The 23,182-nt window shown below is 65.0% G+C and carries 23 protein-coding genes; 11 read left to right on the top strand and 12 right to left on the bottom strand.

Annotated features, from left to right (window positions below):
* Nucleotides 1-68: 68 nt before the first annotated feature.
* Both PQU95_RS17940 and PQU95_RS17935 read left to right on the top strand, forming a co-directional pair.
* On the top strand, nucleotides 69-1,472 hold the full coding sequence (locus PQU95_RS17940) for a DHA2 family efflux MFS transporter permease subunit (RefSeq protein WP_272753272.1): 1,404 nt from the start codon (nucleotides 69-71) through the stop codon (nucleotides 1,470-1,472).
* 76 nt (nucleotides 1,473-1,548) lie between these two features.
* Entirely contained in the window at nucleotides 1,549-2,310 is a 762-nt protein-coding gene (locus PQU95_RS17935) for a substrate-binding periplasmic protein (protein WP_272753271.1), read from the top strand.
* Here PQU95_RS17935 and PQU95_RS17930 read toward each other — a convergent pair.
* Nucleotides 2,298-2,627 (bottom strand): hypothetical protein, encoded by a 330-nt coding sequence (locus tag PQU95_RS17930; protein ID WP_272753270.1) that lies wholly within the window; start codon nucleotides 2,625-2,627, stop codon nucleotides 2,298-2,300. The genes PQU95_RS17935 and PQU95_RS17930 overlap by 13 nt on opposite strands.
* A 177-nt stretch (nucleotides 2,628-2,804) precedes the next feature.
* On the opposite strand from PQU95_RS17930, the gene PQU95_RS17925 reads away from it, so the two are divergent.
* Nucleotides 2,805-3,386: an MliC family protein gene (locus PQU95_RS17925; protein ID WP_272753269.1), complete on the top strand. Its 582-nt coding sequence runs from the start codon at nucleotides 2,805-2,807 to the stop codon at nucleotides 3,384-3,386.
* A gap of 58 nt (nucleotides 3,387-3,444) precedes the next feature.
* Here PQU95_RS17925 and PQU95_RS17920 read toward each other — a convergent pair whose 3' ends face one another.
* Complete coding sequence (locus tag PQU95_RS17920) at nucleotides 3,445-4,386, bottom strand: GlxA family transcriptional regulator (protein WP_272753268.1); 942 nt, start codon at nucleotides 4,384-4,386, stop codon at nucleotides 3,445-3,447.
* Nucleotides 4,387-4,506: 120 nt separating this feature from the next.
* Between PQU95_RS17920 and PQU95_RS17915 the strand changes: the two genes are divergently transcribed.
* From PQU95_RS17915 to PQU95_RS17900, 4 genes are all read left to right on the top strand, one after another.
* On the top strand, nucleotides 4,507-5,133 hold the full coding sequence (locus tag PQU95_RS17915) for a cysteine hydrolase family protein (protein ID WP_272753267.1): 627 nt from the start codon (nucleotides 4,507-4,509) through the stop codon (nucleotides 5,131-5,133).
* Between the two features lie 244 nt (nucleotides 5,134-5,377).
* Nucleotides 5,378-6,133 carry a CsgG/HfaB family protein gene (locus PQU95_RS17910; RefSeq protein WP_272753266.1) on the top strand — a complete coding sequence of 252 codons (756 nt, stop codon included), beginning with the start codon at nucleotides 5,378-5,380 and terminating at the stop codon, nucleotides 6,131-6,133.
* 107 nt (nucleotides 6,134-6,240) lie between these two features.
* On the top strand, nucleotides 6,241-6,696 hold the full coding sequence (locus PQU95_RS17905; RefSeq protein WP_272753265.1) for a MarR family winged helix-turn-helix transcriptional regulator: 456 nt from the start codon (nucleotides 6,241-6,243) through the stop codon (nucleotides 6,694-6,696).
* A 115-nt stretch (nucleotides 6,697-6,811) separates the two neighbouring features.
* Nucleotides 6,812-7,237 carry an organic hydroperoxide resistance protein gene (locus PQU95_RS17900; protein ID WP_373321420.1) on the top strand — a complete coding sequence of 142 codons (426 nt, stop codon included), beginning with the start codon at nucleotides 6,812-6,814 and terminating at the stop codon, nucleotides 7,235-7,237.
* 535 nt (nucleotides 7,238-7,772) lie between these two features.
* Here the strand turns inward: PQU95_RS17900 and PQU95_RS17895 are convergent.
* Together PQU95_RS17895 and PQU95_RS17890 are read right to left on the bottom strand one after the other, a co-directional pair.
* Nucleotides 7,773-8,468, bottom strand: coding sequence for a DsbA family protein (locus PQU95_RS17895; RefSeq protein ID WP_272753264.1), 696 nt, complete (start codon nucleotides 8,466-8,468; stop codon nucleotides 7,773-7,775).
* On the bottom strand, nucleotides 8,462-9,325 hold the full coding sequence (locus PQU95_RS17890; RefSeq protein ID WP_272753263.1) for an MBL fold metallo-hydrolase: 864 nt from the start codon (nucleotides 9,323-9,325) through the stop codon (nucleotides 8,462-8,464). The genes PQU95_RS17895 and PQU95_RS17890 overlap by 7 nt, the downstream gene beginning before the upstream one ends.
* 130 nt (nucleotides 9,326-9,455) lie before the next feature.
* Here PQU95_RS17890 and PQU95_RS17885 point away from each other — a divergent pair, with 130 nt between their 5' ends.
* Nucleotides 9,456-10,358 (top strand): LysR family transcriptional regulator, encoded by a 903-nt coding sequence (locus tag PQU95_RS17885; RefSeq protein ID WP_272753262.1) that lies wholly within the window; start codon nucleotides 9,456-9,458, stop codon nucleotides 10,356-10,358.
* Here the strand turns inward: PQU95_RS17885 and PQU95_RS17880 are convergent.
* From PQU95_RS17880 to zigA, 7 genes are all read right to left on the bottom strand, one after another.
* Nucleotides 10,346-11,083: a substrate-binding periplasmic protein gene (locus tag PQU95_RS17880; RefSeq protein ID WP_272753261.1), complete on the bottom strand. Its 738-nt coding sequence runs from the start codon at nucleotides 11,081-11,083 to the stop codon at nucleotides 10,346-10,348. The genes PQU95_RS17885 and PQU95_RS17880 overlap by 13 nt on opposite strands.
* A 145-nt stretch (nucleotides 11,084-11,228) precedes the next feature.
* On the bottom strand, nucleotides 11,229-11,396 hold the full coding sequence (locus tag PQU95_RS17875) for a FeoB-associated Cys-rich membrane protein (RefSeq protein ID WP_227303236.1): 168 nt from the start codon (nucleotides 11,394-11,396) through the stop codon (nucleotides 11,229-11,231).
* Between the two features lie 13 nt (nucleotides 11,397-11,409).
* Nucleotides 11,410-13,254, bottom strand: a complete 1,845-nt coding sequence (gene feoB, locus PQU95_RS17870; protein WP_272753260.1) for a ferrous iron transporter B — start codon at nucleotides 13,252-13,254, stop codon at nucleotides 11,410-11,412.
* Nucleotides 13,255-13,261: 7 nt separating this feature from the next.
* On the bottom strand, nucleotides 13,262-13,531 hold the full coding sequence (locus PQU95_RS17865; protein ID WP_026107973.1) for a FeoA family protein: 270 nt from the start codon (nucleotides 13,529-13,531) through the stop codon (nucleotides 13,262-13,264).
* Nucleotides 13,532-13,693: 162 nt separating this feature from the next.
* Nucleotides 13,694-14,329 carry a DUF1826 domain-containing protein gene (locus PQU95_RS17860; RefSeq protein ID WP_272753259.1) on the bottom strand — a complete coding sequence of 212 codons (636 nt, stop codon included), beginning with the start codon at nucleotides 14,327-14,329 and terminating at the stop codon, nucleotides 13,694-13,696.
* Complete coding sequence (locus PQU95_RS17855; protein ID WP_272753258.1) at nucleotides 14,326-15,666, bottom strand: dihydroorotase; 1,341 nt, start codon at nucleotides 15,664-15,666, stop codon at nucleotides 14,326-14,328. The genes PQU95_RS17860 and PQU95_RS17855 overlap by 4 nt, the downstream gene beginning before the upstream one ends.
* Entirely contained in the window at nucleotides 15,663-16,898 is a 1,236-nt protein-coding gene (gene zigA / locus PQU95_RS17850) for a zinc metallochaperone GTPase ZigA (RefSeq protein ID WP_272753257.1), read from the bottom strand. Before zigA ends, PQU95_RS17855 begins: the two co-directional genes overlap by 4 nt.
* A gap of 148 nt (nucleotides 16,899-17,046) precedes the next feature.
* On the opposite strand from zigA, the gene PQU95_RS17845 reads away from it, so the two are divergent.
* The 3 genes from PQU95_RS17845 (at nucleotide 17,047) to PQU95_RS17835 (ending at nucleotide 21,123) form a co-directional block, all read left to right on the top strand.
* A complete protein-coding gene (locus tag PQU95_RS17845; RefSeq protein ID WP_272753256.1) occupies nucleotides 17,047-18,264 on the top strand; it encodes a BtaA family protein in 1,218 nt (405 codons plus the stop codon).
* Nucleotides 18,261-19,361, top strand: coding sequence for a GNAT family N-acetyltransferase (locus PQU95_RS17840; protein WP_272753255.1), 1,101 nt, complete (start codon nucleotides 18,261-18,263; stop codon nucleotides 19,359-19,361). The genes PQU95_RS17845 and PQU95_RS17840 overlap by 4 nt, the downstream gene beginning before the upstream one ends.
* 178 nt (nucleotides 19,362-19,539) lie before the next feature.
* Nucleotides 19,540-21,123, top strand: a complete 1,584-nt coding sequence (locus tag PQU95_RS17835; protein ID WP_272753254.1) for an ABC transporter substrate-binding protein — start codon at nucleotides 19,540-19,542, stop codon at nucleotides 21,121-21,123.
* Between the two features lie 80 nt (nucleotides 21,124-21,203).
* Here PQU95_RS17835 and PQU95_RS17830 read toward each other — a convergent pair whose 3' ends face one another.
* A complete protein-coding gene (locus tag PQU95_RS17830) occupies nucleotides 21,204-23,021 on the bottom strand; it encodes a gamma-glutamyltransferase family protein (protein WP_272753253.1) in 1,818 nt (605 codons plus the stop codon).
* Between the last annotated feature and the right edge of the window lie 161 nt (nucleotides 23,022-23,182).

Below are 23,182 nucleotides of genomic sequence, written 5' to 3'. Positions count from 1 at the left end.
CCCTGCCCGCCGCACGGGCCGGCACAATCTGCTACAGTGCCGGTCTACTCCCGCCTCTTGCCACTGCCATGCTGCCCGCCCTGCCGCGCCACCTGATCACCCCGCTGATTATTGCCACCGCGCTGTTCATGGAAAACCTGGACGCCACGGTGATTTCCACCTCGCTGCCCGCCATCGCGCAAGACCTGGGCGTGGACCCGATTGCGCTGAAGCTGGCGCTGACGTCTTACCTGGTGAGCCTGGCGGTGTTCATCCCCATTAGCGGCTGGATGGCCGACCGCTACGGCACCCGCCGCGTGTTCCGCACCGCCATCGCGGTGTTTGCACTGGGCTCGCTGCTGTGCGCGTTCAGCAGCAGCCTGACAGGGTTTGTGGCGGCCCGCTTCGTGCAGGGCATGGGCGGGGCGATGATGGTGCCGGTGGGCCGGCTGGTGATCCTGCGCGGCACGCCCAAGCAAGACCTGGTGCGCGCCATGGGCTACGTCACCATCCCGGCGCTGCTGGGGCCGGTACTGGGGCCATTGCTGGGCGGCTTCATCAGCACCTACTTTCACTGGCGCTGGATTTTCCTGATCAATCTGCCGATTGCCGCGCTGGGGCTGGTGCTGGCCGGGCGGCACATTGCCAACCTGCGCGATGCGGCCAACCCGCCGCTGGATAAAACCGGCTTTCTGCTCACCGGCCTGGGGCTGTCGCTGGCCATGCTGGGGCTGGCTACCGAAGGTAAACACATGCTGTCGGTGGCGTGGTCCAGCAGCCTGGCGCTTAGCGGGCTGCTATTGCTGGCGCTGTACCCGCGCCACGAACGGCACCACCCGCACCCGCTGCTGCGCCTGAGCCTGCTGCGCACCCCAACTTTCCACGCCAGTGTACTGGGCGGTTTCCTGTTCCGCGCCGGCATGGGCTCTACCCCGTTCCTGCTGCCGCTGATGCTGCAGCTGGGGCTGGGCATGACACCGTTCGAGTCCGGCCTGCTGACCTGCAGCACCGCCATTGGCGCCATCTTCATGAAAACACTGATGCCACGCGTGTTGCAGCGGTTCGGCTTTCGCCGCATCGTCATCGTCAACAGCCTGCTGTGCGGCGTGTCGTTTGCCGCCTACGGCCTGTTTGACGCCAGCAGCCCGCACTGGCTGATGCTGGCTACCTTCCTGCTGGGCGGCTGCCTGCGTTCGCTGCAATTCACCAGCCTGAATGCGCTGGCGTTTGCCGACATCCGCCAGCAGGACATGAGCCACGCCTCCACACTATCCAGCGTGGGCCAGCAGCTGGCTTCCGGCATGGGGGTGACGCTGGCGGCTTTTGCGCTGCAGGGCGTATCGGCACTGCAAGGCCACGCCACGCTGCAGCTGAGCGACTTTTCGTGGTCGTTTGCCATCATGGGCACACTGGCCATGCTCTCCACGCTACAGTTCCGCCGTCTGCCACCAGGGGCTGGCGACAACTTGGCCACGGCTAAAGCGGACAGCTGAACAGCCCGCGGCTTGCCATTGCCACGTGGCTGCAACATAACTGTCTTATATTAAAACGCTTTATCGGAGGCAAACCTTGAGAGCCCTGCTATCCCTGATGTGCCTAGCCAGTGCCAGCAGCCTTGCCGCTGGCAGCCTGCTACTGGGCCTGGGCGATCAGGCAACGCCGCCGTACAAGCTGGGCGACGCCACGCTACCCGCCAACCAGCCTGGTGTCGCGGTGGAGCTATTGCAGCGTGCCGCGGCCAACTGTGACGTATCGATGCGCATCAAGCTGCTGCCGGGCACACGCATGCTGAAAGAACTGGAGAATGGCGATCTGGACGCCGCCGGCCTGCTGTCGTACACCACCGAGCGGGCAGCCTACGCCGCCTACCCGCTACAAAACGGCAAGCCAAACGAGGCGCAGCGGCTGGCCACCCTGAGCTATGTACTGTACGCCCGCGCCGGGCACACCCTGCAATGGGACGGCGCCACGCTGCAAGGGCTGACTCGCAGGGTGGGTACCAATCTGGGCTGGTCGATCAATCTCGATCTGGAGCGGCTGGGCATACCCGCCGAACCGGTGAGCAGCGTAGCGCAGAATTTCATGAAGCTGCAGGCTGGCCGCATCGATGCCTACGCCACCCATGAGCTGCTAGGTGACAGCTATCTGTCCCACCACGATGGCCTGAAGCTGGTAAAGCTGCAGCCACCGGTGGTCGCCAAACCATATTATCTGATCTTTTCGCGCAGCTATGCCGCGCGCAATCCGGCGCTAGCCAGCTGCCTTTGGCGCCAGGTCGGCACCCTGCGTGACAAGCTGTACCAGCAGCGCATGCACGACTACCTGGACTGAGTCACCGTGGCGGATGCCGCCACCGCTGCCTGGCTGCGGCTGCCCGGGCGGCGCCCGCTCGCCGGGCGCATCAGCGCCGGGTTTTCTGCCAGCAGGCGCTCGATCAGCCGGCCACGGGCATCGATATGCAGCTCGCCGTGCCAATCGGCCAGCAGGTGCTGCGCCAGCTCAAAATGGGCGGCATCCAGCGCGGCCAACCCTGCCACATCAAACGGCAGCTTCAATTCCAGCGCCAAGGCCAGCTGCTTCAATACCGCCAGCTGCTTGCACTGCCCACCCTCATCCATTCTTTTCTTGATACGCTTGGCTGCGTTCATGCTCGTTTCCTTGCCCGGCGCACCCTGCTGCAACCCGAAGCAGACACGATGACACGCCATAAAATGGTCAATTTCTATAAGACCACAGCCATGCCAAAAAGTTAAATATCTTTTCGATAATAAAACGCCAACCTTTTGCATAAACAAACCATAAATCACCCACCGGCCGGACTGAACATGAAAAAGCTGCTCACCACAACGTTAATCTTGCTGCCAGCACTGGCTGCAGCGCACAGCCCGTCCTTCCCCTGCCGCCAGGCCGCCAGCAGCGCCGAACGCCTGGTATGCCACACCCCGCCACTTGCCAAGCTGGACCGCCAGCTGGCCAGCGCCTACCGCAGCGCACTCGCCAAAACCGGCCAGCCGCAACGCGCCACCCTGAAAGCCGAACAACGCGGCTGGGTAAAAGGGCGTGACGACTGCTGGAAAGCTGCCGACTTGGCGGCCTGTGTACGCGATGGCTACACGCTGCGCATTGCCGAGCTACAGGCGCGTTACCAGCTGCTACCGGCGCAAGCCCAGGTGCGCTACCAATGCGGCGCCACTGCGGCCAACGAGATGCAGGTGCGCTTCTACGCCACCGAACCTGCCACGCTGATAGCCGAGCGCGGCGACCGCAGCGAGCTGATGTACCAGCAGCCGGCCGCCAGTGGTGCCCGCTACGCAGGGCGCAACAGCTGGCTATGGGAACACCACGGCGCTGCTACCGTGGTGTGGGAATGGCAAGGTCAGGAAGAGGTGTGCCAGGCACAGCCATAAGCCTGCACGGCCGCGAATGCGGCCAACCCGGATCGCAACCGGCAGCAATGCAGCCCGCCTAGCCGGCAAAGCTGCGCCGCCAGTCACCGGGCGACACGCCGAAGCGGCGCCGGAAGTGCAGCCGCAACGACGGCGCACTGCCAAAACCGGCCTGCTGCGCAATGGTCTCTACCGGCAGCGCTGTGGTCTCCAGCAGCTGCTGCGCCCGCGCCAGGCGCTCGGCCAGCAGCCATTGCTGCACGGTACTGCCGGTTAGCTGGCGAAAATGGCGGGTAAAGGTGCGCCGGCTCATCAGTACCCGCGCCGCCAGGCTATCCAGCGTATGCGGCTGCGCCAGGCTGGCGCGCACCTCATCCAGCAGGCCGCTTAGGCGATCGTCACGGGTGTTGGCCGGCAAGGGTTGTGCAATGTACTGCGCCTGGCCACCCTGGCGGTGCGGTGGCGTCACCAGATAACGCGCCACCTGCCCCGCCGCCGCTGCGCCGCACTGACAGCGCAGCAGATGCAGGCAGCAATCCAGTGCCGCCGCGGTGCCGGCCGAGGTCAGCACCTGGCCGTCGTCCAGGTACAAGCTGTCGGGCAGGACAGTTACCGCGGGAAAGCGCGCGGCAAAATCGTCGGCAAACGCCCAGTGCGTGGTAGCCGCCATGCCATCCAGCAAACCGGCCTGCGCCAGCACGTAGGCGCCCAGGCACAAGCCCATCACCACCGCACCGCGGGCGTGGGCGTCGCGCAGCGCCTGCAATAGCGCCGGTGCGGCCAACTCGTCCACGTTGCGCCAGCTGGGCACAATCACCACGTCGGCACCCGCCAGCTCGGCCAGGCCGGCCAGCCCCTGTAACTGGAAGCCGGCACTGCTGGCCAGCGGCCCGGCCTCCCAGCTGCACACCTGCAAACGGTAACCCAGCGCCGCGCCGTGGCGTTCGCCAAACACCGCGCACGGCACCGCCAGATGAAACGGGCTGATCCCGTCAAATGCCACCACCGCCACCTGTCGCATAGCACGCTCGCCTGAGTCTTGATTGGCCTGATCTTAACGCATATTGGCATTCGGGCCACTCACGCTGGCAACACCAGCGCGGCACACTGTGTGCCACACCAACCCCACAAGGAAACCGCCATGAGCACCCCGCACCGCGCCCTGATCGTGATCGACGTACAGAACGAATACTTCGACGGCCAGCTGCCCATCAGCTACCCGCCGCGCGAACAAACGCTGCCGCGCATCCTGCAGGCCATGGATGCAGCCAAGCTGGCCGGCGTGCCGGTAGTGGTGGTACGCCACCTTGCCCCGGCCGGCAGCCCGATTTTTGCCACCGGCAGCCACGGCGCGGCCCTGCACCCCGAGGTGTCCGCCCGCCCGCACCAGCTGCTGCTGGATAAACAGTACGCCAGCTGCTTTACCGGCACCGGGCTGGGCGCCTGGCTGTGCGAACGCGGCATCGACACGCTGACCATATGCGGCTACATGACGCACAACTGCGACGCCAGCACCATCATCCACGCCAGCCACGACGGCTACCGGGTAGAGCTGCTGCACGACGCCAGCGGCTCGCTGCCCTACCGCAACACCGCCGGCAGCGCCAGCGCCGAGGAAATCCACCGCGTCTACTGCACGGTGATGCACACCGGCTTCGCCGCCGTAGCCAGCACCGACGACTGGCTGGCCGCCCTGGCCAGCGGCAGCGCGCTGGCGGCAGACAATGTCTACACCTCGCACCTGCGGGCGAGCGGCAAACTGGATTGAGTCTGACCAGCTTCTGGCGGCTGGCTCCACGCGGTCACTCACGCGCAAAGCGGTGCTGTCGCCGCTTTTGCCATGCCAGCCCTGTCCTGCGGCCGGCCCTTACCCTAGCGATACACGCAACACTGCGTTGTCGCACTAATGGCAACTTACGGCGGGCACTTGCAAGCAAACATCATTAATAAATGACATATCAATGGTATTTATTTTAAAATCGATAGGAATAAACCCCAATGAATGCTAGCAAATGCATAAAATCACTCGCTCTCTCTCCATTGCAGCCCTTGCCATCGCCAGCAGCGCCGCTCTGGCTGACACCAAAGTAGAACAAATGGCCATCCCGGTGGTGAAATGCCAGGCCTCCACCGGCAAAACCATTGCCATCAATACGCTGGAATGTACCGCCGCCAGCTGCCAGGCCCAGGGCGGCCCCGGCGGTGGCATGGCTGCACTGGCTGGTTTGATCGCTGGTAACGGCGGTGTGCAGGGCATCGGCAACGGCATGCGCTCCATGCTGACCAACGCCATTCGCGAAACCGGCTGCTTCAAGCTGGTGGACCTGGAACAGTTCAAGAAAATGCGCGAGATGCTGGCCGCTACCGGCCAGACCGTAGCCCCGCCTAAAATCGACCTGATGATTGCCGGCCAGATCACCGCGCTGGAGCTTTCCAAAGAAGGCGGTGCCTTGGGTGGCGGCTTCATCCCGCTACTGGGGCTGATCTCCAAGAACACCGAAAAAGCGTCCATGCAGCTGGACCTGACCTCGATGAACCCGCAGACTCTGGAAATCCACGAAGCGCGCTCGTTTGCGGCCAACAGTGACAAATCCAGCTGGGGCTTCGCTGCCATTGGTGGTGGCGTAGGCGGTGGCTGGTCGATCTCCAAAAGCCTGGCGCTGGACATGGTTGCGCGTGACATCATCGTGTCGTCGGCCAACTATCTGGCCGAGACCTACGCAGCCGGCAACATCACCAGCCGCCCGGCCCCGGCACCGGCCAACTGAACCTGCCCTGCCTGCACGCACCCCAGCCCGACCGAAGTCGGGCTTTATTTTTGCATCGCGTACAAAATAGCTTGCAAATAAATAGTGTGCTATTTATTATGCCGCATATGGATACCACTACCCCGTCACCGCTGCTGCTGGATCAACAGCTCTGTTTTGCGCTGTACTCCACCAGCCTGGCCATGAACAAACTGTACCGCAGCGTACTCACGCCGCTGGGCCTGACCTACCCGCAGTACCTGGTGATGATGGTGCTATGGGAAGGCGACGAGCTGACCGTGTCCGACATCGGCCAGCGGCTGTTTCTGGATTCTGCCACGCTGACACCGCTGCTGAAGCGGCTGGAAGCCGGCGAGCTGGTCAGCCGCCAGCGCAGCGCCAGCGACGAACGCCAGGTGATCATCCGCCTGACCGACGCCGGCCGCAGCCTGCGCCAGCAAGCCGAGGCGATACCGCCGGCGGTGTTTTGCGCCGCCGGCTGCAGCCTGGACGAGCTGAAGCAGCTGAAAGCCAGCCTGGAAGCGCTGCGCGGCCAACTGTCGCAAGCCACAGGCGATCTCTGAGTTCAGCGTGCCAGCCGCTACCGGCAAGCTGGCACGGCACCACAGGCAGTATTGGCTGCCTTTTTTGCCGGCAAATACATAGCACGCTATTTAATAGCAAGTTAAAGGAAAAATCATGCTGGAAACCATTCTGTACACTGCCCACGCCCACACCACTGGCGGCCGCGACGGCCGCAGCCAGAGCGATGACGGCGCGCTCGACTTGGCGCTGAGCACGCCCAAGGCGCTGGGTGGCGCTGGCGGCACCGGTACCAACCCGGAACAGCTGTTTGCCGCTGGCTACTCGGCGTGCTTTATCGGCGCGATGAAGTTTGTGGCCGCACGCCAGAAGATCGCACTGCCGGCCAGCCTGAGCATTGACGCCAGCGTCGGCATCGGCCCGATCCCGGCCGGTTTCGGCATTGAAGCCACGCTGCGCATCAGCGCGCCGGGCATGGACAAGGCCGTACTGACCCAGCTGGTACACGACGCCCACCAGGTATGCCCCTACTCCAACGCCACCCGCGGCAATATCGACGTGCACCTGGAAATCGTGGACTGACGTGCACGGGCAGCCCGCCAGCTGGTAAGCAGCACGGGCAGCGCACCCCATGCAAACACCCCCTGCGTGCCTAATACCAGTCAGTTAACGCTGACTAGCGTTTTTTGACTAAGGGGTTGCTGCGTTCAGGAGTGCTTTTGTGTCCGCGATGCGGACGATAATTAGATGCCGGTTCCGCCCGGCAGACGGGAAAGGGGGCGGATTGCCGCCCCCTTTTCATTCCCCCGCAACCCGGGGCTGCTCGAAACCCCGTACAAAATGGTACGCCCCAGGCGCCGCCGAACTCGCATCGCTGAGCAAATCAAAGATTTGCACGCAGATCGCTAACGGCTCGGAGCTCGAACAAATCGGCGTCTTAAAACCTGGGGCGCACCATTTTGCCCGGCTCGCGCCAACGGGATGGGACGCTTCACTCACGTCCTACTACTTGAAAACCAATCATATTCGCCTAACTGACTGGCATTACCCTGCATGCCTGGCATGCAGGGGGTGTTTGCATGCGTCGCCATCACAGACAGCTGCGATGGCGACAGGGCTACTGGCAGCCCTGTGGTGTGCAGAACGCGCCGTCGGCAAGCTCACCGGCGGTGGCTCCGGATAGCAAGGCCTGCAAGTGGCCGGCAAAGGCGGTGGGCTGGCCCAGCCACGGCGAGATGTCCAGCTTTTGCAGCTTGCCATTCAGCTCCAGCAGCAGCGACGGGAAACCGCGCAAGCCGTTGGCCGCCATGTCACGATGGCTGCGGCCAACGTGGGCGTCGAACTCGCCAGCCTGGCGCTGGTATTCGGCTGCAAAGGCCACGCCATCCAGCCCCAGCTCGGCGGCCAGTGCCTGCAACACGTCGGCGTCGGCAATGCGGCGGCCTTCGGCGTAATGCGCCTGCTGGATACGGTGCAGCATGGCCAGGCCACGCCCCGCCAGTGCTTCGGCGGCCAGAATCGCCAGCGTCGGCGGCGTGCTGTCGAACACGGCGCTGGTATCCAGCAGCAGGCCGTTGAAGTAGGCATCACCGAACGGCTGACCGGTCAGCGCGTGGATGCGCTGGTCGTGCGGCATCACGTAGTTGCGCAGCTGCGGGGTTACCGGCTGGCGATTAGCGCCGCTCATCATCGCCCCGGCGTGCAGCACCACGCGCATACCTGGGATGGCGGCCGCCGCGGCGGTGAGCGGTGCGGCGCCGTAGCACCAGCCGCACAGCGGGTCGTAGTAGTAATGCAGAGTGGCACTTACCATTTCATTTCACCTTTGTTTACTTTGGCGCCGATATCCAGCGCAATGCCCAGGCCCGCTTCCGGGTAGGCACGCTTCATGGCGTCGATCAGCTCGGCGCCGGTCTTGGCCTTGGCCGCTTCACTGTCAAAGCGCAGCAGATATTGGCGAGTGTAATCGATAGCCGACGCATCCAGCGCGGTACCCGGCAACATGTGGCCTGGCACCACCAGCGCCGGTTTCAGCGCTTTCATTTCGTCCAGCTGGGCAAGCCAGGCCTGGCGTTCGCCCGCTTGCTGGGTGTCGGCAGTCCAAACGTGCAGCTTGCCGAATACGGCTACGTTACCGGCGATGGCGCGGATGGACGGAATCCACACGTAGGGGCGATGCGCCAGTACGCCGCTGGTGCCGCGGATGTCGATGCTTTCGCCGTCTACGGTCAGTTTGTCAGCGGTCAGCGCTGCCGGCAGGATGGGTTTTAGCGGGGCGTTGGCGCCCATTTTCGGGCCCCAGAACGCTACTTTGCCAGCCAGCTTGGCGCTGATTTTCTCGCGCACGGCAGCGGTGGTTACCACCTCGGCCTGCGGGAAGATCTGCTTCAGCACTTCGGCGCCAAAGTAGTAGTCCGGGTCGGCGTTGCTGATGAAGATGGTTTTCAGCGTTTTGCCGCTGTCCAGCACGTTGGCCGCAATGCGGTAGGCGTCGGCGCGGGTAAAGCCGGTGTCGATCACCACCGCTTCGCTCTTGCCGCTCACTACCACGGCGTTGGCGTGGAAGCTGTTACCGTCAGCGTTGTACACCTTCAGGTTCAGCGGCTCGGCAGCGTGGGCGGCGCCGAAGGCCAGGGCAAAAGAGGCAGCGAGCAGGGTTTGGCGAATCATGGTCAGTCCTTTCAGTGAGGCGGCAAACACTGCCGCGTGGTGCATCTGGTATGGACGTCACTATAATTTCACCAGGCGCGCAGATAAACGCGTTAATCTGCGCATATTTGTTGCACAAATCGAGCAGATCATGGACAGACTTACCGCCATGCAGGTGTTTGCCGACGTGGCCGCCAGCGGCAGCTTTACCGCCAGTGCCGAGCGGCTGGGCATGTCGCGCGCCATGGTGACGCGCTACGTGGCCGAGATGGAGCAATGGCTGGGCGCCCGCCTGCTACAGCGCACCACCCGCCGTGTCACGCTGACCGACGCCGGCGAGCAGGCGCTGCGCCGCTGCCTGCAGATGCTGGCGCTGGCCGAAGAAACCGAAGACGAGGTGGCGCCGCCGGACGGCACGCTGCGCGGCCAACTACGGCTCACCAGCAGCATGTCGTTTGGTCATGCGCATCTGGCGGCGGCCATCAGCGACTTTCTGGCCCTGCACCCGCAGCTGAAGATCGATCTGAACGTGGGCGACGCAGCGCTAAACCTGGTGGAGGCGCGCATCGACCTGGCCATCCGCATCAGCAGCGAGCCAGACCCGGCGCTGATTGCCCGCCCGCTGGCCAGCTGCGAATCGGTACTGGTGGCCAGCCCGGCTTACCTGGCGGCGCAAGGTTGGCCGCAACAGCCGGCCGACCTCGCCCGCCACCGCTGCCTGGGCTACGCCAACTTTGGCCGCAGCACCTGGCGCTTTGGCCGCAGTGGCGAATGGCAAAGCGTGAGCGTGCCTACCCGCTTTACCGCCAACGAAGCCACCGTATTGCTGCACGCGGCGCTGGCCGGCGGCGGCATTGCGCTGCAACCCACTTATCTGGCCGCGCCGCTACTGGCCAGCGGCCAACTACAGCAAGTACTGGGGGAATGGGCAGTGCCGCAGATGACCATCTACGCGCTGTACGCGTCGCGCCGGCATTTGTCACCGGCGGTGCGGGCGCTGCTGGACTTTCTGCTGGCGCGCTTTGCCGGCGCACCGTGGGATCAGGCGCCGTAACGGCGCTTGAGCGCAGCCAGGCGGCCGTCGGCGCGTAGCTGGTCCAGCGCGTGCTGCAGGCTGCGCAGCATGGCGGGGTCGGTGTCTTTATTAAAGGCGAACCAGTACTGGTAGCGCTGGTCCAGCGTCCACACCGGGCGGATGCGCGCCGCATCCACCTGCTGCAGTTTCTGCTGCCAGCGCATGGCCCAGTCCAGCATCACCACGCTGTCTGCGCGGCCAAGCAACAGTTTCTTGAGGTTAACCTCGTCACTCTGGCCATACTCCAGCCGGGTTTCAGGCAAGCCCAGCTGCACCAGCTGGCTAGCCGCGCTGGATTCGGCCAGCACCCCCAGCCGGTAGCGCAGCAGGTCTTGCTGGCGGCGCACCTTGACATCGGGGCGGCTCGCCAACGCGTACACCATCATGCGGCGCGGCGCGATCGGCCCCACCCACTTGAACAGCGCCTCGCGCTCGGGGTTACGCACGATGCTGTACAGCGCACTGCCCGGCTGCTTCTTCACCGTACGGTAGGCCCGCATCCACGGCATCACCTCCAGCTGCACGCTATGGCCGGCCTCGCCCGCCATCTGGCGTAGCAACTCGCTGGCAAAGCCGCCTACCTTGCCGTTTTCCTCGTAATTCAGCGGTGGCAAAGCCTCGGTATACGCTTTGATGCTGGCCGCCATGGCCGTAGCAGGCAGTATCAAAACCGTGACACAGGCGGCCAACAGGGTGGTCTTCATTATTTTATCTATTAATTTCGATAGGTTTTAGCCTAGGACAGGCTGGCAGCCCGCACAAGTACGCCACCTATTGGCAAACCGGTGAAAAAACACCCCCTGCTGGCCATCGCGAGCAGGGGGTGGGACAAGCAGGCAGACCGCCAGGCTAGTGGCAGCTACCGCCTTTGCAGCTGCCGCAGCTACCGCAGCCGCCCGACTTGGGCTCGGCGCCTGGCACCGGCTTGCGGCTACGCGGCAGGTATTTGCGCAGCAGGTACAGCGCCGCTGCCGCAACGATCAGGCCGACGATGGCCCCTTGCATGCCTTCACTCATCTTGTTCTCCTCATCAAGCCCACAGGGCCGCCATCTGGCGCACCAGTAGCGCGGCAAAGTAAGCCAGCGCAAACAGGTAGCCGGTAAAAATGACCGTAGCCCGTAGCGAGTTGGTCTCGCGGCGTACCACAGCAATGGTGGACAAGCACTGCGGCGCGTACACAAACCACGCCAGGTAAGCCAGTGCTACCGGCAGGCTCCAGTCGCGCAACAATGCGCCGCCCAGCGCTGCTTCGCCGCCAACCGCATAGACGGTAGCCAGCGCGCTCACCGCTACCTCGCGCGCTGCCATGGCCGGAATCAGCGCAATGCACATCTGCCAGTTAAAACCCAGCGGCGCAAACAAAGGCTGCATCAGCTTGCCCAGCATGCCGGCAAAGCTGTACTCGATAGCCGGCAGCGTGGCATCGGCCGGTGCATGCGGGAAGGTGGCCAGGAACCACAGCACGATGGACAGCGCCAGGATGATGGTGCCCACGCGGCGCAGGAAAATCGACGCCCGCTCCTTCAGCCCCAGTACAAAGTGGTAGGCGTTCGGCCAGCGGTAATTTGGCAGCTCCAGCAACAGCGGGAAACCCTGGCTGGCCGCCTCGCGGCGGCGCATCACCCAGGCCACCAGCGCGGCGCTGGCGATACCGGCAATGTACAAGGCAAACAGTGTCAGGCCCTGCAAGTTGAACACGCCCCACACGCTTTGCTGCGGCACAAAAGCGCCGATCACCACTGCGTACACCGGCAGCCGCGCCGAGCAGGTCATCAGCGGCGCGGTCAGGATGGTGACCAGCCGCTCTTTCGGGTCGGCAATGCTGCGCGTGGACATGATGCCAGGCACGGCGCAGGCAAAGCTGGACAGCATGGGGATGAACGAGCGCCCGGACAACCCCACGCCGCGCATCAGGCGGTCCAGCAGGAAGGCCGCGCGCGGCAGGTAGCCGGAGTCTTCCAGCGCCAGGATAAAGGCAAACAGAATGATGATCTGCGGCAGGAACACCAGCACGCCGCCGACACCGGCAATCAGGCCATCCACTACAAAGTCATGCAGGATGCCGTCTGGCAGCAGTGCGCCGGCGCTCTCCCCCAGCCAAGCCATGACCGCATCGATGCCGTCCATCACCGGCGCCGCCCAGGCAAACACCGCCTGGAACATCAGCAGCAGGATGGTAGCCAGCAGCGCCAGGCCCAGTACCGGGTGCATCACCAGCGCGTCCAGCCGGTCTTGCCAGGCCGGGGCCTGCGACGGTGCCGATACACTGGTGGCCAACAGTTGGTCGATACGGGCGTACAGCGCCTCTACCGCTTCGGCACGTTCCGGCAGCGCCAGCTGGCCGCTGCGGCTAGCAGCGTTGGCCGCACATTCGGCCATGGCTGATTGCAGGTCCGCCACACCGTTTTTGCGCACGGCCACGGTTTCCACCACCGGCATGCCCAACTGTTGCGACAGCATGGCGGTGTCGATGGTAATGCCACGGCTGCGCGCCGCATCAGCCAGATTGAGCGCCAGAATCATCGGCAGGCCCAGTGCCTGCAGCTCCAGCACCAGACGCAGGCCGAGCTTGATATTGGTGGCATCCACCACCGCCACCAGCACGTCCGGCGCGGCCTCACCCGCCATTTCGCCCAGGATGACGCGGCGCGCCACCTGTTCGTCGGGTGAGGCCACGTACAGGCTGTAGGTGCCAGGCAGGTCGATCAGCTCGGCAGGGCGGCCCAGGCCAGACAGGCTACCCAGGCGTTTTTCCACGGTAACACCGGCGTAGTTGGCTACTTTGGCACGGGCACCGGTCAGGCTATTGAATAGCGCGGTCTTGCCGCAGTTGGGGTTACCCACCAGGGCAAAACGCAAAAGGGATTGGGACATGACGGGATCAGGCAGGGTGAACAGTGGTAATGATCTTGGCCGCTTCGCTGCGGCGCAGGCCGAACTTGGTGCCGTTAATGCGCACGGCCACGGGGTCGGCGCCGAACAGGCCAAAACCGATGACCTGCAGCACGGCGCCGGGCAGGAAACCCAGCTCTTTCAGGCGCAGCGTCACCTGCGCGTCCAGCTCGCCGAAATGGCTATGGCTGGCAATATCGACAATGGTGGCACGGGCGCCCTTGGGCAGCAGGTGCAGCGGGGTGGCAGTGTGGGACAAAACGCGCTCCTTGCTATCGATGCGAAGAACATCAAATGAGATTAATTCTTTTTATCGTAGCAATAAGCTTTGCCCATGTACACCCACCAGGGCTGATCCAGATCAAGCATTAGGTAACCATCTGTAGCGATATGCCATAGGCAAATGCAATCACCCCCGTTATCAATTCACCTCACCCCACAAGGCATCCAGTGCCAGCATCACGCGCGGCAAGCCACAGGCCACCGCTGGCGAGCGGTGAATCGCCCCGCGCCCCGCGTTGCCCTGCCACAGGCTGCCCTTTAGCAACAACACGTCCCCTGCCGCGCTGCGGCCAACCCTGCCACCGCGCATCAGGCCGCTGTCGGCATCGGGCAGCCCGCCGCTGGCGGTGCCCAGATAGTGGCGGTCGGCGTCGGCCTCGGCCAGCCACTCGGTGCCGGCGCCCTGCCAGGTGCACACCAGGCGCATGCCGGTGCGGTCGACATGAAAGCGCGGACACATCGCCTGCTGCAGCACCTCGATACGCCAACCCACCTGCGGGCAGCCCAGCAGCGTGCCAAACAGGTCGGCCAGCAGCGCCAGATCGCCGGCTGCCGCATCACGCCCCGCAGCGGGCGGCCAGCTGGCCAGGTGCGGCTGCCCGCCCGGCGGCAGTTGGCCGCGCATGCCCAGGCCTAGCTGGCCGGCTGCGGCCAACCCGGCCAGATAGCTGCCAATGGCCGGTGACAAGCCACGCTGCCAATACAGCAGCTGTACCTGCGGCTGCAAGATGGCCGGCAGGCCGGCCAGATCGTCACACACCACCACATCGCTCATCGGCCGCCCCCGCTACGCTGATACTGCAAGGCCCTGCCCTGCACACCGGGCAGCAAACGCCCCTGGTACCAGCCCAGCTGGCCGGATACCACGGTGGCGCGCACGTGATAGCGCAAGGGGCGCTGCTCGAACGGCGACCAGCCGCAACGCGACATCACCGGCAGCACCGGCCCGGCACCCGGCGCCAGCAAGGCCAGGTCGGCCCAATAGCCCTCGGACAGATAGCCGCGCTCGCGGATGGCAAACAAGTCGGCCACGTTGTGGCTGGTTTTCTGTACCAGCTGCGGCAGCGTCAGCACGCCGTCGTCCACCAGCCCCATCAGCGCGGGCAGCGCGTGCTGCACCAGCGGCAGCCCGCTGGGCGCCTGCCAGTACGGGCGGGCCTTTTCTTCGGTGGTGTGCGGCGCGTGGTCGGTGCCGATCACGTCCAGACGGCCATCCTGCAAGCCCTGCAGCAAGGCGGCACGGTCGGCGGCGGTTTTTACCGACGGGTTGCACTTCAGGCGGTTGCCCAGCGTGGCGTAATCGGCGTCGTCAAACAGCAGGTGGTGCACACAGGCTTCGGCGGTGATGCGCTTGCCGGCCAGTGGCCCGGCGTCGAACAGCGCCAGCTCGCGGGCGGTGGTAAGGTGCAGCACGTGCAAGCGGGTATCAAACTGCCGCGCCAGGCTTACCGCCAGGCTGCTGCTGCGCCAGCAGGCCTCGGCGCTGCGCACCTGCGGGTGTAGCGCCGCGGTGGCCGCGTCGCCGTATTGCGCCCGCAGGCGCGCACTGTCGGCCTCAACCGTGGGGGTGTGTTCGCAATGCGCCAGCAATACGGTGGGCACGCTGGCGAACAGGCGTTCCAGCAACACCGGCTCGTCCAGCAGCATATTGCCGGTACTGGCACCCATGAACACCTTGACCCCCGCCACGCGACCAGGAGGCAGCGCGGCCACCAGGTCCAGGTTGTCGCTGGCGGCACCAAAATGAAAGCCGTAGTTGGCCGCGCTGTGCTGTGCGGCCAACCATTCCTTGTGCGCCAGCGCGTCCAGCGTGGTGGTGCTGGGCGTGGTGTTCGGCATGTCCATGAAGCTGGTAATGCCGCCCGCCAGCGCCGCGCGCGACTCGGTGGCGATGCAGCCTTTGTGCGTGAGCCCTGGCTCGCGAAAATGCACCTGGTCGTCGATCATGCCTGGCAGCAGCCAGCCGCCTGCCGCGTCGATCTCGTGCCGGGCTGCGGCGTCGATGCTGGCCGCAATACGCGCGATGCGCCCGCCGCGCACCAGCAGGTCACCCTCGCTGATGCGGCCTTCGTTCACCAGCCGCGCATTACGGATCAGGATATCGCCCTTCATGCCGGCAACACCTCGCCCTCTTCGGCCAGCTCGCCCCACTGCGGGAACGGGTCCGGCAAGCTGGCCCAGGCGGCCGGGCCGGCAGCCAACTCGGCCTCGGTGAGCAGGCAGGCATCAAACGCCGCTGTCAACGCGGCTTGGTCCATGCCCATGCCGATGATCACCAGCTCTTGCTGGCGGTCGCCCCAGGGCTCGGCCCAGCGGCTGGTGATGATGGCGCGGCTTTCGTCGTCCTGCGGCCAGTCTGCGCGGTCAACCGCGTCCCACCACAAGCCACCCAGGCCGTGGCACGACATGGCACCAGCCTGCGACCAGCTGCCCACCAGCATCGGCCGGGTAGCCAGCCAGAAATAGCCCTTGGAACGCACCACGCCCGGCCATTCCTGCTGTACCCACTGGTAAAAGCGCTGCGGGTGGAAAGGCTGGCGCGCGCGGTAGACAAAGCTGGTAATGCCGTACTCTTCGGTTTCCGGTACGTGCTCGCCGCGCAGTTCCTGCAGCCAGCCCGGTGCGTCGGCGGCGGCATCGAAATCGAACAGGCCGGTGTCCAGCACGCTAGCCAGCGGCACGCGGCCAAAGTGGCTTTTGACAATGCGCGCGCGCGGGTTGAGCGTGGCCAGGATGGCTTCCAGCCGCAGGATGTCGTCGGCCGACATCAGGTCGGTCTTGTTCAGCACAATCACGTCGCAGAACTCCACCTGCTCGACCAGCAGATCCACCACCGTGCGCTCGTCTTCGTCGCCGGCCGCCTCGCCGCGCTGGTGCAGAAAGTCTTGCGAGCCGTAGTCGCGCAGGAAATTGAAGCCATCCACCACGGTGACCATGGTGTCCAGCCGCGCGATATCGGACAGGCTGTGGCCGTCGTCGTCGCGGAAGGTGAAGGTTTCCGCCACCGGCAGCGGCTCGGCGATGCCGGTGGACTCGATCAGCAGGTAATCAAAGCGCCCGGCTGCGGCCAACTGCCGTATTTCTACCAGCAAGTCTTCGCGCAGCGTGCAGCAGATGCAGCCATTGCTCATCTCCACCAGCTTCTCTTCGGCGCGGCTTAGCGCGGCACCCCCTTCGCGTACCAGCTGGGCGTCGATATTCACCTCGGACATATCGTTCACGATCACCGCCACGCGGCGGCCCTCGCGGTTATTCAGGATATGGTTCAGCAAGGTGGTTTTGCCGGCGCCCAGAAAACCGGACAACACGGTAACGGGCAGGCGGGGATCTTGTTTGGCAGACATGGCTTTCTCCAGCGTTATAACGTAACAGTAAACATGTTATGTTGTAACACGCCTGTCAAGCCCCCTGCGTCATCGCTACGCAACCAGTCTGTCATCAAGTTGCCATGCCAGACCCGCACTATTCGATGAAACATCATCGGGAGGCCGTATGAGCACGCACAAGCTAGTTAGCCAGGCAGTGAGCAACTCCACCACCACCGGCCTAAAAGCCATTGGCGACCGACTGTTTGCCAGCTGGTTCAGCCGCCTGGTGTACGCGCAAATCTGGGAGGACCCGGAAGTAGACATCGAAGCGCTGCAGCTGCGCCCTGGCATGCGCCTGCTCACTATCTCGTCCGGCGGCTGCAACGCCCTGGCCTACCTGAGCCGCCAGCCGGCCGAGGTACACGCGGTAGACCTGAACGACACCCACCTGGCCATGCTGGCACTAAAGAAAGCCGCCTTTGCCGAGCTGCCGGATTACAGCACCCTGCTGGACTTTCTGGGCGATGCCAGCCAGCGCCAGAACGCCCAGCGCTACCGCCGCTACATTGCCGCCGCGCTGCCGGTAAGCGCCCGCCAGTACTGGGAACACAACAATATCTGGGGCACGCCGCGCTATGCGCTGTTTACCCGTCACGCCTACCGCCACGGCCTGCTGGGGCGCTTCATCGGCCTGGGTCACGTACTGGCCAGGCTGATGGGCGGCAACCTGGGCCAGTTGGCCAAAGCCACCAGCCTGGAAGAACAAGAAGCGCTGTTCGAACGCCACCTGGCACCGGTTTTCCGCCACCCGCTGCTGCGTTTTCTGTGCCACCGCGAAAGCCTGCTGTACAGCATGGGCATCCCGCCTGCACAGTTTGCCGAGCTGCGTGCCGATGCCGGCGGCAACCTGCCTGCGCTGTTTGAAAGCCGCATGCGCCGCTTGGCCTGTGACTTCCCGCTCGCCGAAAACCCCTACGCCCAGCAAGCGTTTGCCCGCCGCTACGACACCGACAACCAGCGCAGCCTGCCGCTCTACCTGCAGCAAGCGCATTACCACACCATCCGCCAGCAGCTGGGCAAGCTGCAGCTGCACCACCACGCGCTGACCGACTTTCTGGACGAGCGCGCCCCGCAAAGCCTGGACGCCTATGTTTTCCTGGACGCGCAAGACTGGATGGACGACACCCAGCTCAATGCCCTGTGGCGCCAGGTTACCCGCACCGCCGCCCCCGGCGCCCGCGTAGTGTTCCGCACCGGCGGCAGCAGCTCGCCACTGGAGCGCCGCCTGGCACCGCAGCTGCTGGCCTGCTGGGAAACCGACCCGGCGTATAACCGCCAGCTGCACCTGCGCGACCGCGCCGCCATCTACGGTGGCGTGCACGTGTACACCAAGCGCACATGAGCCGCCTGGAAAACCCGCTACTGCTGGATGGCCACGCCCACTGGCTAAGCCAGGCACGCCAGCTGGGTGGCCAGCACTGGGTGGCCAACGCCCCTACCCAGGTTTGTTGCAGCGACGCCGGCACGCCCGCGATACCGGTCACCCGGCTCACCCGCCAGGCCAGTGGCGACAGCTACGTTGCCAGCCCGCGCGCTGCCTGGCTGCACTACCCGCAGGCCGAAGCCGCCCGCCACGGGCGCACCACCCGCCTGCTGGCCGCCGCGGCCAGCGGGCCACTGGCCGGGCTCATCAGCGCCGCCCGGCTGGACAGCGCCTGGCACATCAATAACTGGCTGCTGTCCACCAACCTGCACCCGCAATGGAGCGAAGACGAGCTGACCCTGCTCACCGACACCCTGCTGGCGCGCCAGCCGGACGCCCCGCTGCTGCTGCGCAATGTATGCGATGCGGCCAACCCCGGCCTGCCCGCCATGCTGCAAGCGCAGGGCTGGCTGCTGCTGCCCGCCCGCCAGGTCTACCTGTGCCAGCCAGCCGACCCTGCGGTATGGCGCAGCCCCAATGTCAAACGCGACCAGAAACTGCTGCAGGCCAGCCCGCTCACCCTGCTGGGCCCGGATCAGCTTGGCGAAGCCGACATCCCGGCGCTGCAACGCTGCTTCCGCCAGCTGTTTATCGACAAGCACTCGGCGCTGAACCCGGACTTCACCCCGGCGTTTTTCCGCCTGTGCCTGCAGCAGCGCTTTCTGGCGCTGCACGCGCTGGCGCTGGATGGCCAGATCGTCGGCTGCATCGGCCTGTACCAGCGCTACGGCTGGCTTACTACCCCGCTGCTGGGCTACGACACCAGCCTGCCGGCCGAGCTGGGCCTGTATCGCCAGCTGATGGCCCTGCTACTGGCCAAGGCGCGCGAACGCCAATTGGCGCTGCACTACAGCAGCGGTGCCGGTGAATTCAAACGCCACCGTGGCGGCGTGCCCCATCTGGAATACACCGCTGTGTTTGCCCACCACCTGCACGGCCGCCACCGCCTGGCGCTCTCCACGCTGGCCAGCCTGCTGCAGCGCACCGCCACACCATTGCTGCAACGCTACGGCTAGCCATTCGACCCAGGGTTGGCCGCCGCCCCGCGCGTGGCCCACCTGCGACAGCTTGCATCAATACGGAAAATGCTTATCGCAAATAATGCTTGGCACGATGGCACATGCTGGCGGTATGCTGTGGCCCATTATTGCCCGGCGGGCACTGTTGCACCGCCGCAGACCTGAAGGACACGCCATGACCGCACGCCTTACCGCCCTTGCCGCCCTGCTGGCCCTGTCGCTACCCGCGCTGGCCAAACCGCTGACCGTCTGCACCGAAGCCAGCCCGGAAGGCTTTGACGTGGTGCGCTACAACTCGCTGACCACCACCAACGCCAGCGCCGATGTGCTGTTCAACCGCCTGGTCGATTACGACGCCCACCAGGGCAAGGTAGTGCCCAGCCTGGCCAGCGCCTGGAAAGTGGCGCCGGATGGCCTGTCGGTGACCTTTACCCTGCGTGACAAGGTAGCCTTCCACAAAACCGCCTGGTTCAGCCCCAGCCGGCCGCTGAATGCCGACGACGTGGTGTTCAGCTTCCAGCGCATGACCGACCCTGCCCACCCGTGGTACAAAAGCGCGCCCAACGGCTACCCGCACGCCAAGTCGTTCCAGCTGGACAAGCTGATCAAGGCGGTAGTGAAAGTCGATGCCCGCACCGTGCGCTTTGACCTGAACCAGCCCGACGCCACGCTGGTCCCGCTGTTGACCATGGGCTTTGCCAGCATCTACTCGGCCGAGTACGCCGACCAGCTGGCCAAGGCCGGCAACTTCGAGCAGCTGAACGCGCAGCCGGTAGGCACCGGCCCGTTCGTATTCCAGAGCTCGGCCAAAGACAGCGCGGTGCGCTACGCGGCCAACCCGGCCTACTTTGGCGGCAAGCCCGCTGCCGAGCGCCTGATCTACGCCATCACGCCGGATAGCGCGGTACGCGCGCAAAAGGTAAAAGCCGGCGAATGCAATATCGCGCTGAGCCCCAAGCCGCAGGACATCAGCGATGCCGCTGGCGACGCCCGCATCAAGGTACTGACCGTGCCGATGTTCTCCACCGCCTTCATCGCGCTGAACAGCCAGCACAAGCCGTTTGACGACAAACGCGTGCGCCAGGCGGTGAACCTGGCCTTCGACAAGGCCAACTACCTGAAAGTGGTGTTTGCCGGCAGCGCCACCGCAGCCGTCAACCCGTTCCCGCCGTCCACCTTTGGCTACAACAAGGCCATCAAGGACTACAACCTCGACCTGGCCCGCGCCAAGAAGCTACTGGCCGACGCCGGCCTGCCCAACGGTTTTGACACCACCATCTGGATTCGCCCCACCGGCAGCACGCTGAACCCCAACCCGAAAGCCGGCGCCGAAGTACTGCAGGCCGACCTGGCCAAGATCGGCGTCAAGGCCGAGATCAAGGTCATCGAATGGGGCGAACTGATCAAGCGCGCCAAGGCCGGCGAGCACGACGTGCTGTTCATGGGCTGGGCCGGCGACAACGGCGACGCCGACAACTTCCTCACCCCGCAATTCAGCTGCGCGGCGGTACAGAGCGGCACCAACTTCGCCCGCTTCTGCGACCCCACGCTGGACAAGCTGATTACCGACGCCCGTCGCGACGCCAGCCCGAAACTGCGTGCGGCCAACTATGCCCGCGCCCAGCAGATCATCAAGGAGCAGGCACTGTGGGTGCCGCTGGCCCATCCCACCGCTGCAGCGCTCACCAGCGCCAACGTCAGCGGCTACAACGTCAGCCCGTTCGGCCGCGTGGATTTTGGCAAGACCGTGGTGAAATAAGCCTCACACACGCGCAGCAAAGCGAAGCGGCCAAGCTGGTAACAGCTTGGCCGCTTTTGTTTTAGCACGCGGGTAAAGGCTTACTCGCCCATCACCACGCCCTCGCGGCGCGGGTCGGCGCCACCGAAAAAGCCGTCAGCCGTACGGCCAATAGCCTGCAGGCCGCTGGTCATGTCGGTTTCACGCACCTCGTGCTGATGGGCTTTCAGCCAGTCCACGGTACTGGCCGGAAAGCGCTTTTCTTCCAGCATGGTGGGCGCGCCGGTGGCGCCGAAATTGGGCAGATTGATCGCCTGTTGCGCGTTCATGCCCCAGTTGAGCATGCCGTACAGCGTTTTGGCGGTGTAGTGGATGATCAGCGCGCCGCCGGGGCTGCCGCCGCTGATCAGCACCTGGCCGCTGGCCTTGTCGAACACCAGCGTCGGGCTCATCGAGCTGCGCGGGCGCTTGCCCGGCTCCACGCGGTTGGCGGTGGGCAGGCCACTGCTGTCGTTGGGGGCAAAGTTGAAGTCGGTTAACTCATTGTTCAGCAAAAAGCCACCCGTACCCTTGCCGCTAGGGTTCACCATCTGGCGCGCGCCAAACTGCGCCTCGATGGTGGTGGTCATGCTCAGAGCGTGGCCGTTTCGGTCGATGATGCTGATATGGCTGGTGCCGTACTCCGGCTGCGCCGCCGCCACGCCCAGCGCGGTGGTCAGCACGCCGGGCTGGCCAGGCTGCGCGGTTTTCATGCTGTTGTCGGTAATCAGTTTGGCGCGGCTGGTCAGGTAGGCCGGGGCCAGCATGCTGTGCCAGCTGCCGCCCGGTGGCTGCACGAAATCGGGGTCACCCACGTACTTGGCGCGGTCGGCAAAGGCCAGGCGCGAGGCTTCGGTGTACAGGTGCAGCCATTGCGGCGACGGCAACGGCTTGCCGTCCGCGCCCTGATCCAGCGGCAGGCTGGCCGCCGGGGTGTTGGCCAGGATACCCAGAATCTGCCCCACCGCGATCATGCCGCTGCTGGGCGGCGGAAAGCCGCACAGGCGGTAGTCGCGGCTGGCGGCGCGGTAGTCGCTGCACAGCGCGTCGCGCTTTTGGGGCTGGTAGGCCGCCAGGTCGGCCAGCGTCAGCTTGCCGGGGTTGGCCGCATGGCCCTGCACCTTGGCCACGATGGCTTGTGCGATGCTGCCTTGCTGCAAGGCACGGTTACCCTGGCGGGCAATGGCTTTCAGCACCTCGGCGTAGGGCTGGTTTTTCAGGATGTGCCCCACCGGCCACGGCTGGCCATCCGGCTGGTAAAAGTACGCGGCGGCCACCGGGTCCTGCTTCAGGAACGGGTCGGATTTCAACAGCGTGTACAGCCGCGGGCTGACGGCAAAGCCTTGCTCCGCCAGGCGGATAGCCGGCGCGAACAGCTCGCCCCACGGCAGCTTGCCCTGCTCGCGGTGCGCCATTTCCAGCATCGCCACCGCACCGGGTACGCCCACAGAGCGGCCGCCGACCACGGCGTCGTTGAACGCCATCGGCTTGCCGTCGGCGCCGATGAACAGCTTGTCGTCCACCGCCGCCGGCGCGGTTTCACGGCCGTCGTAGGCGCTCACCGCCTTGCCGTCGAAGTACAGCAGGAAAGCACCGCCGCCGATGCCGCTGCTTTGCGGCTCTACCAGCCCCAGCACCATCTGCACCGCCACCGCGGCGTCGATGGCACTACCACCGGCAGCCAGCACCTGGCGGCCGGCGTCGGTAGCCAAGGGGTTGGCCGCAGCCACCGCGTACTGGCGCGTGGCCCAGCCGGTTTTTTCCTGGTAGCCGCTGGCGGCTTCCGGCTGCTGCGGCAGCGGGCTGTAGTTAAAATGGCTTGGTGCACTGGCGCAGGCAGCCAGCAGCAAGGACAGGGTGATGGTACGCAGCGGTAGCATGGGTAATCCTCGTCGTGATGGCGCCACGAGGCGGTGGTGCCTGTTGTCATCGTGTAGTCATGCTAAAGGCCAGCACGCGGGATGCCCAAGGTGCTAGCCGACATTTGCCACACCTGCCCCGTAATGGGCGGCACCTTGGCATTTTCTGTCACCCTCTATGT

Origin of the sequence: Vogesella aquatica, assembly GCF_028548455.1 — a bacterium.
In the GTDB taxonomy this organism is placed as follows: Bacteria; Pseudomonadota; Gammaproteobacteria; order Burkholderiales; family Chromobacteriaceae; genus Vogesella; species Vogesella aquatica.
The sequence above is the reverse complement of the archived record's forward strand: the minus strand, read 5'-3'. Positions and strand labels throughout refer to the sequence as shown.

Excerpts from the sequence above, each read along its gene's own strand:
- PQU95_RS17940 (WP_272753272.1), top strand. The coding sequence starts at position 69 with ATGCTGCCCGCCCTGCCGCGCCACCTGATCACCCCGCTGATTATTGCC.
- PQU95_RS17930 (WP_272753270.1), bottom strand. The coding sequence starts at position 2,627 with ATGAACGCAGCCAAGCGTATCAAGAAAAGAATGGATGAGGGTGGGCAG.
- PQU95_RS17925 (WP_272753269.1), top strand. The coding sequence starts at position 2,805 with ATGAAAAAGCTGCTCACCACAACGTTAATCTTGCTGCCAGCACTGGCT.
- PQU95_RS17920 (WP_272753268.1), bottom strand. The coding sequence starts at position 4,386 with ATGCGACAGGTGGCGGTGGTGGCATTTGACGGGATCAGCCCGTTTCAT.
- PQU95_RS17915 (WP_272753267.1), top strand. The coding sequence starts at position 4,507 with ATGAGCACCCCGCACCGCGCCCTGATCGTGATCGACGTACAGAACGAA.
- PQU95_RS17910 (WP_272753266.1), top strand. The coding sequence starts at position 5,378 with ATGCATAAAATCACTCGCTCTCTCTCCATTGCAGCCCTTGCCATCGCC.
- PQU95_RS17905 (WP_272753265.1), top strand. The coding sequence starts at position 6,241 with ATGGATACCACTACCCCGTCACCGCTGCTGCTGGATCAACAGCTCTGT.
- PQU95_RS17900 (WP_373321420.1), top strand. The coding sequence starts at position 6,812 with ATGCTGGAAACCATTCTGTACACTGCCCACGCCCACACCACTGGCGGC.
- PQU95_RS17895 (WP_272753264.1), bottom strand. The coding sequence starts at position 8,468 with ATGGTAAGTGCCACTCTGCATTACTACTACGACCCGCTGTGCGGCTGG.
- PQU95_RS17890 (WP_272753263.1), bottom strand. The coding sequence starts at position 9,325 with ATGATTCGCCAAACCCTGCTCGCTGCCTCTTTTGCCCTGGCCTTCGGC.
- PQU95_RS17885 (WP_272753262.1), top strand. The coding sequence starts at position 9,456 with ATGGACAGACTTACCGCCATGCAGGTGTTTGCCGACGTGGCCGCCAGC.
- PQU95_RS17880 (WP_272753261.1), bottom strand. The coding sequence starts at position 11,083 with ATGAAGACCACCCTGTTGGCCGCCTGTGTCACGGTTTTGATACTGCCT.
- PQU95_RS17875 (WP_227303236.1), bottom strand. The coding sequence starts at position 11,396 with ATGAGTGAAGGCATGCAAGGGGCCATCGTCGGCCTGATCGTTGCGGCA.
- feoB (WP_272753260.1), bottom strand. The coding sequence starts at position 13,254 with ATGTCCCAATCCCTTTTGCGTTTTGCCCTGGTGGGTAACCCCAACTGC.
- PQU95_RS17860 (WP_272753259.1), bottom strand. The coding sequence starts at position 14,329 with ATGAGCGATGTGGTGGTGTGTGACGATCTGGCCGGCCTGCCGGCCATC.
- PQU95_RS17855 (WP_272753258.1), bottom strand. The coding sequence starts at position 15,666 with ATGAAGGGCGATATCCTGATCCGTAATGCGCGGCTGGTGAACGAAGGC.
- zigA (WP_272753257.1), bottom strand. The coding sequence starts at position 16,898 with ATGTCTGCCAAACAAGATCCCCGCCTGCCCGTTACCGTGTTGTCCGGT.
- PQU95_RS17845 (WP_272753256.1), top strand. The coding sequence starts at position 17,047 with ATGAGCACGCACAAGCTAGTTAGCCAGGCAGTGAGCAACTCCACCACC.
- PQU95_RS17840 (WP_272753255.1), top strand. The coding sequence starts at position 18,261 with ATGAGCCGCCTGGAAAACCCGCTACTGCTGGATGGCCACGCCCACTGG.
- PQU95_RS17835 (WP_272753254.1), top strand. The coding sequence starts at position 19,540 with ATGACCGCACGCCTTACCGCCCTTGCCGCCCTGCTGGCCCTGTCGCTA.
- PQU95_RS17830 (WP_272753253.1), bottom strand. The coding sequence starts at position 23,021 with ATGCTACCGCTGCGTACCATCACCCTGTCCTTGCTGCTGGCTGCCTGC.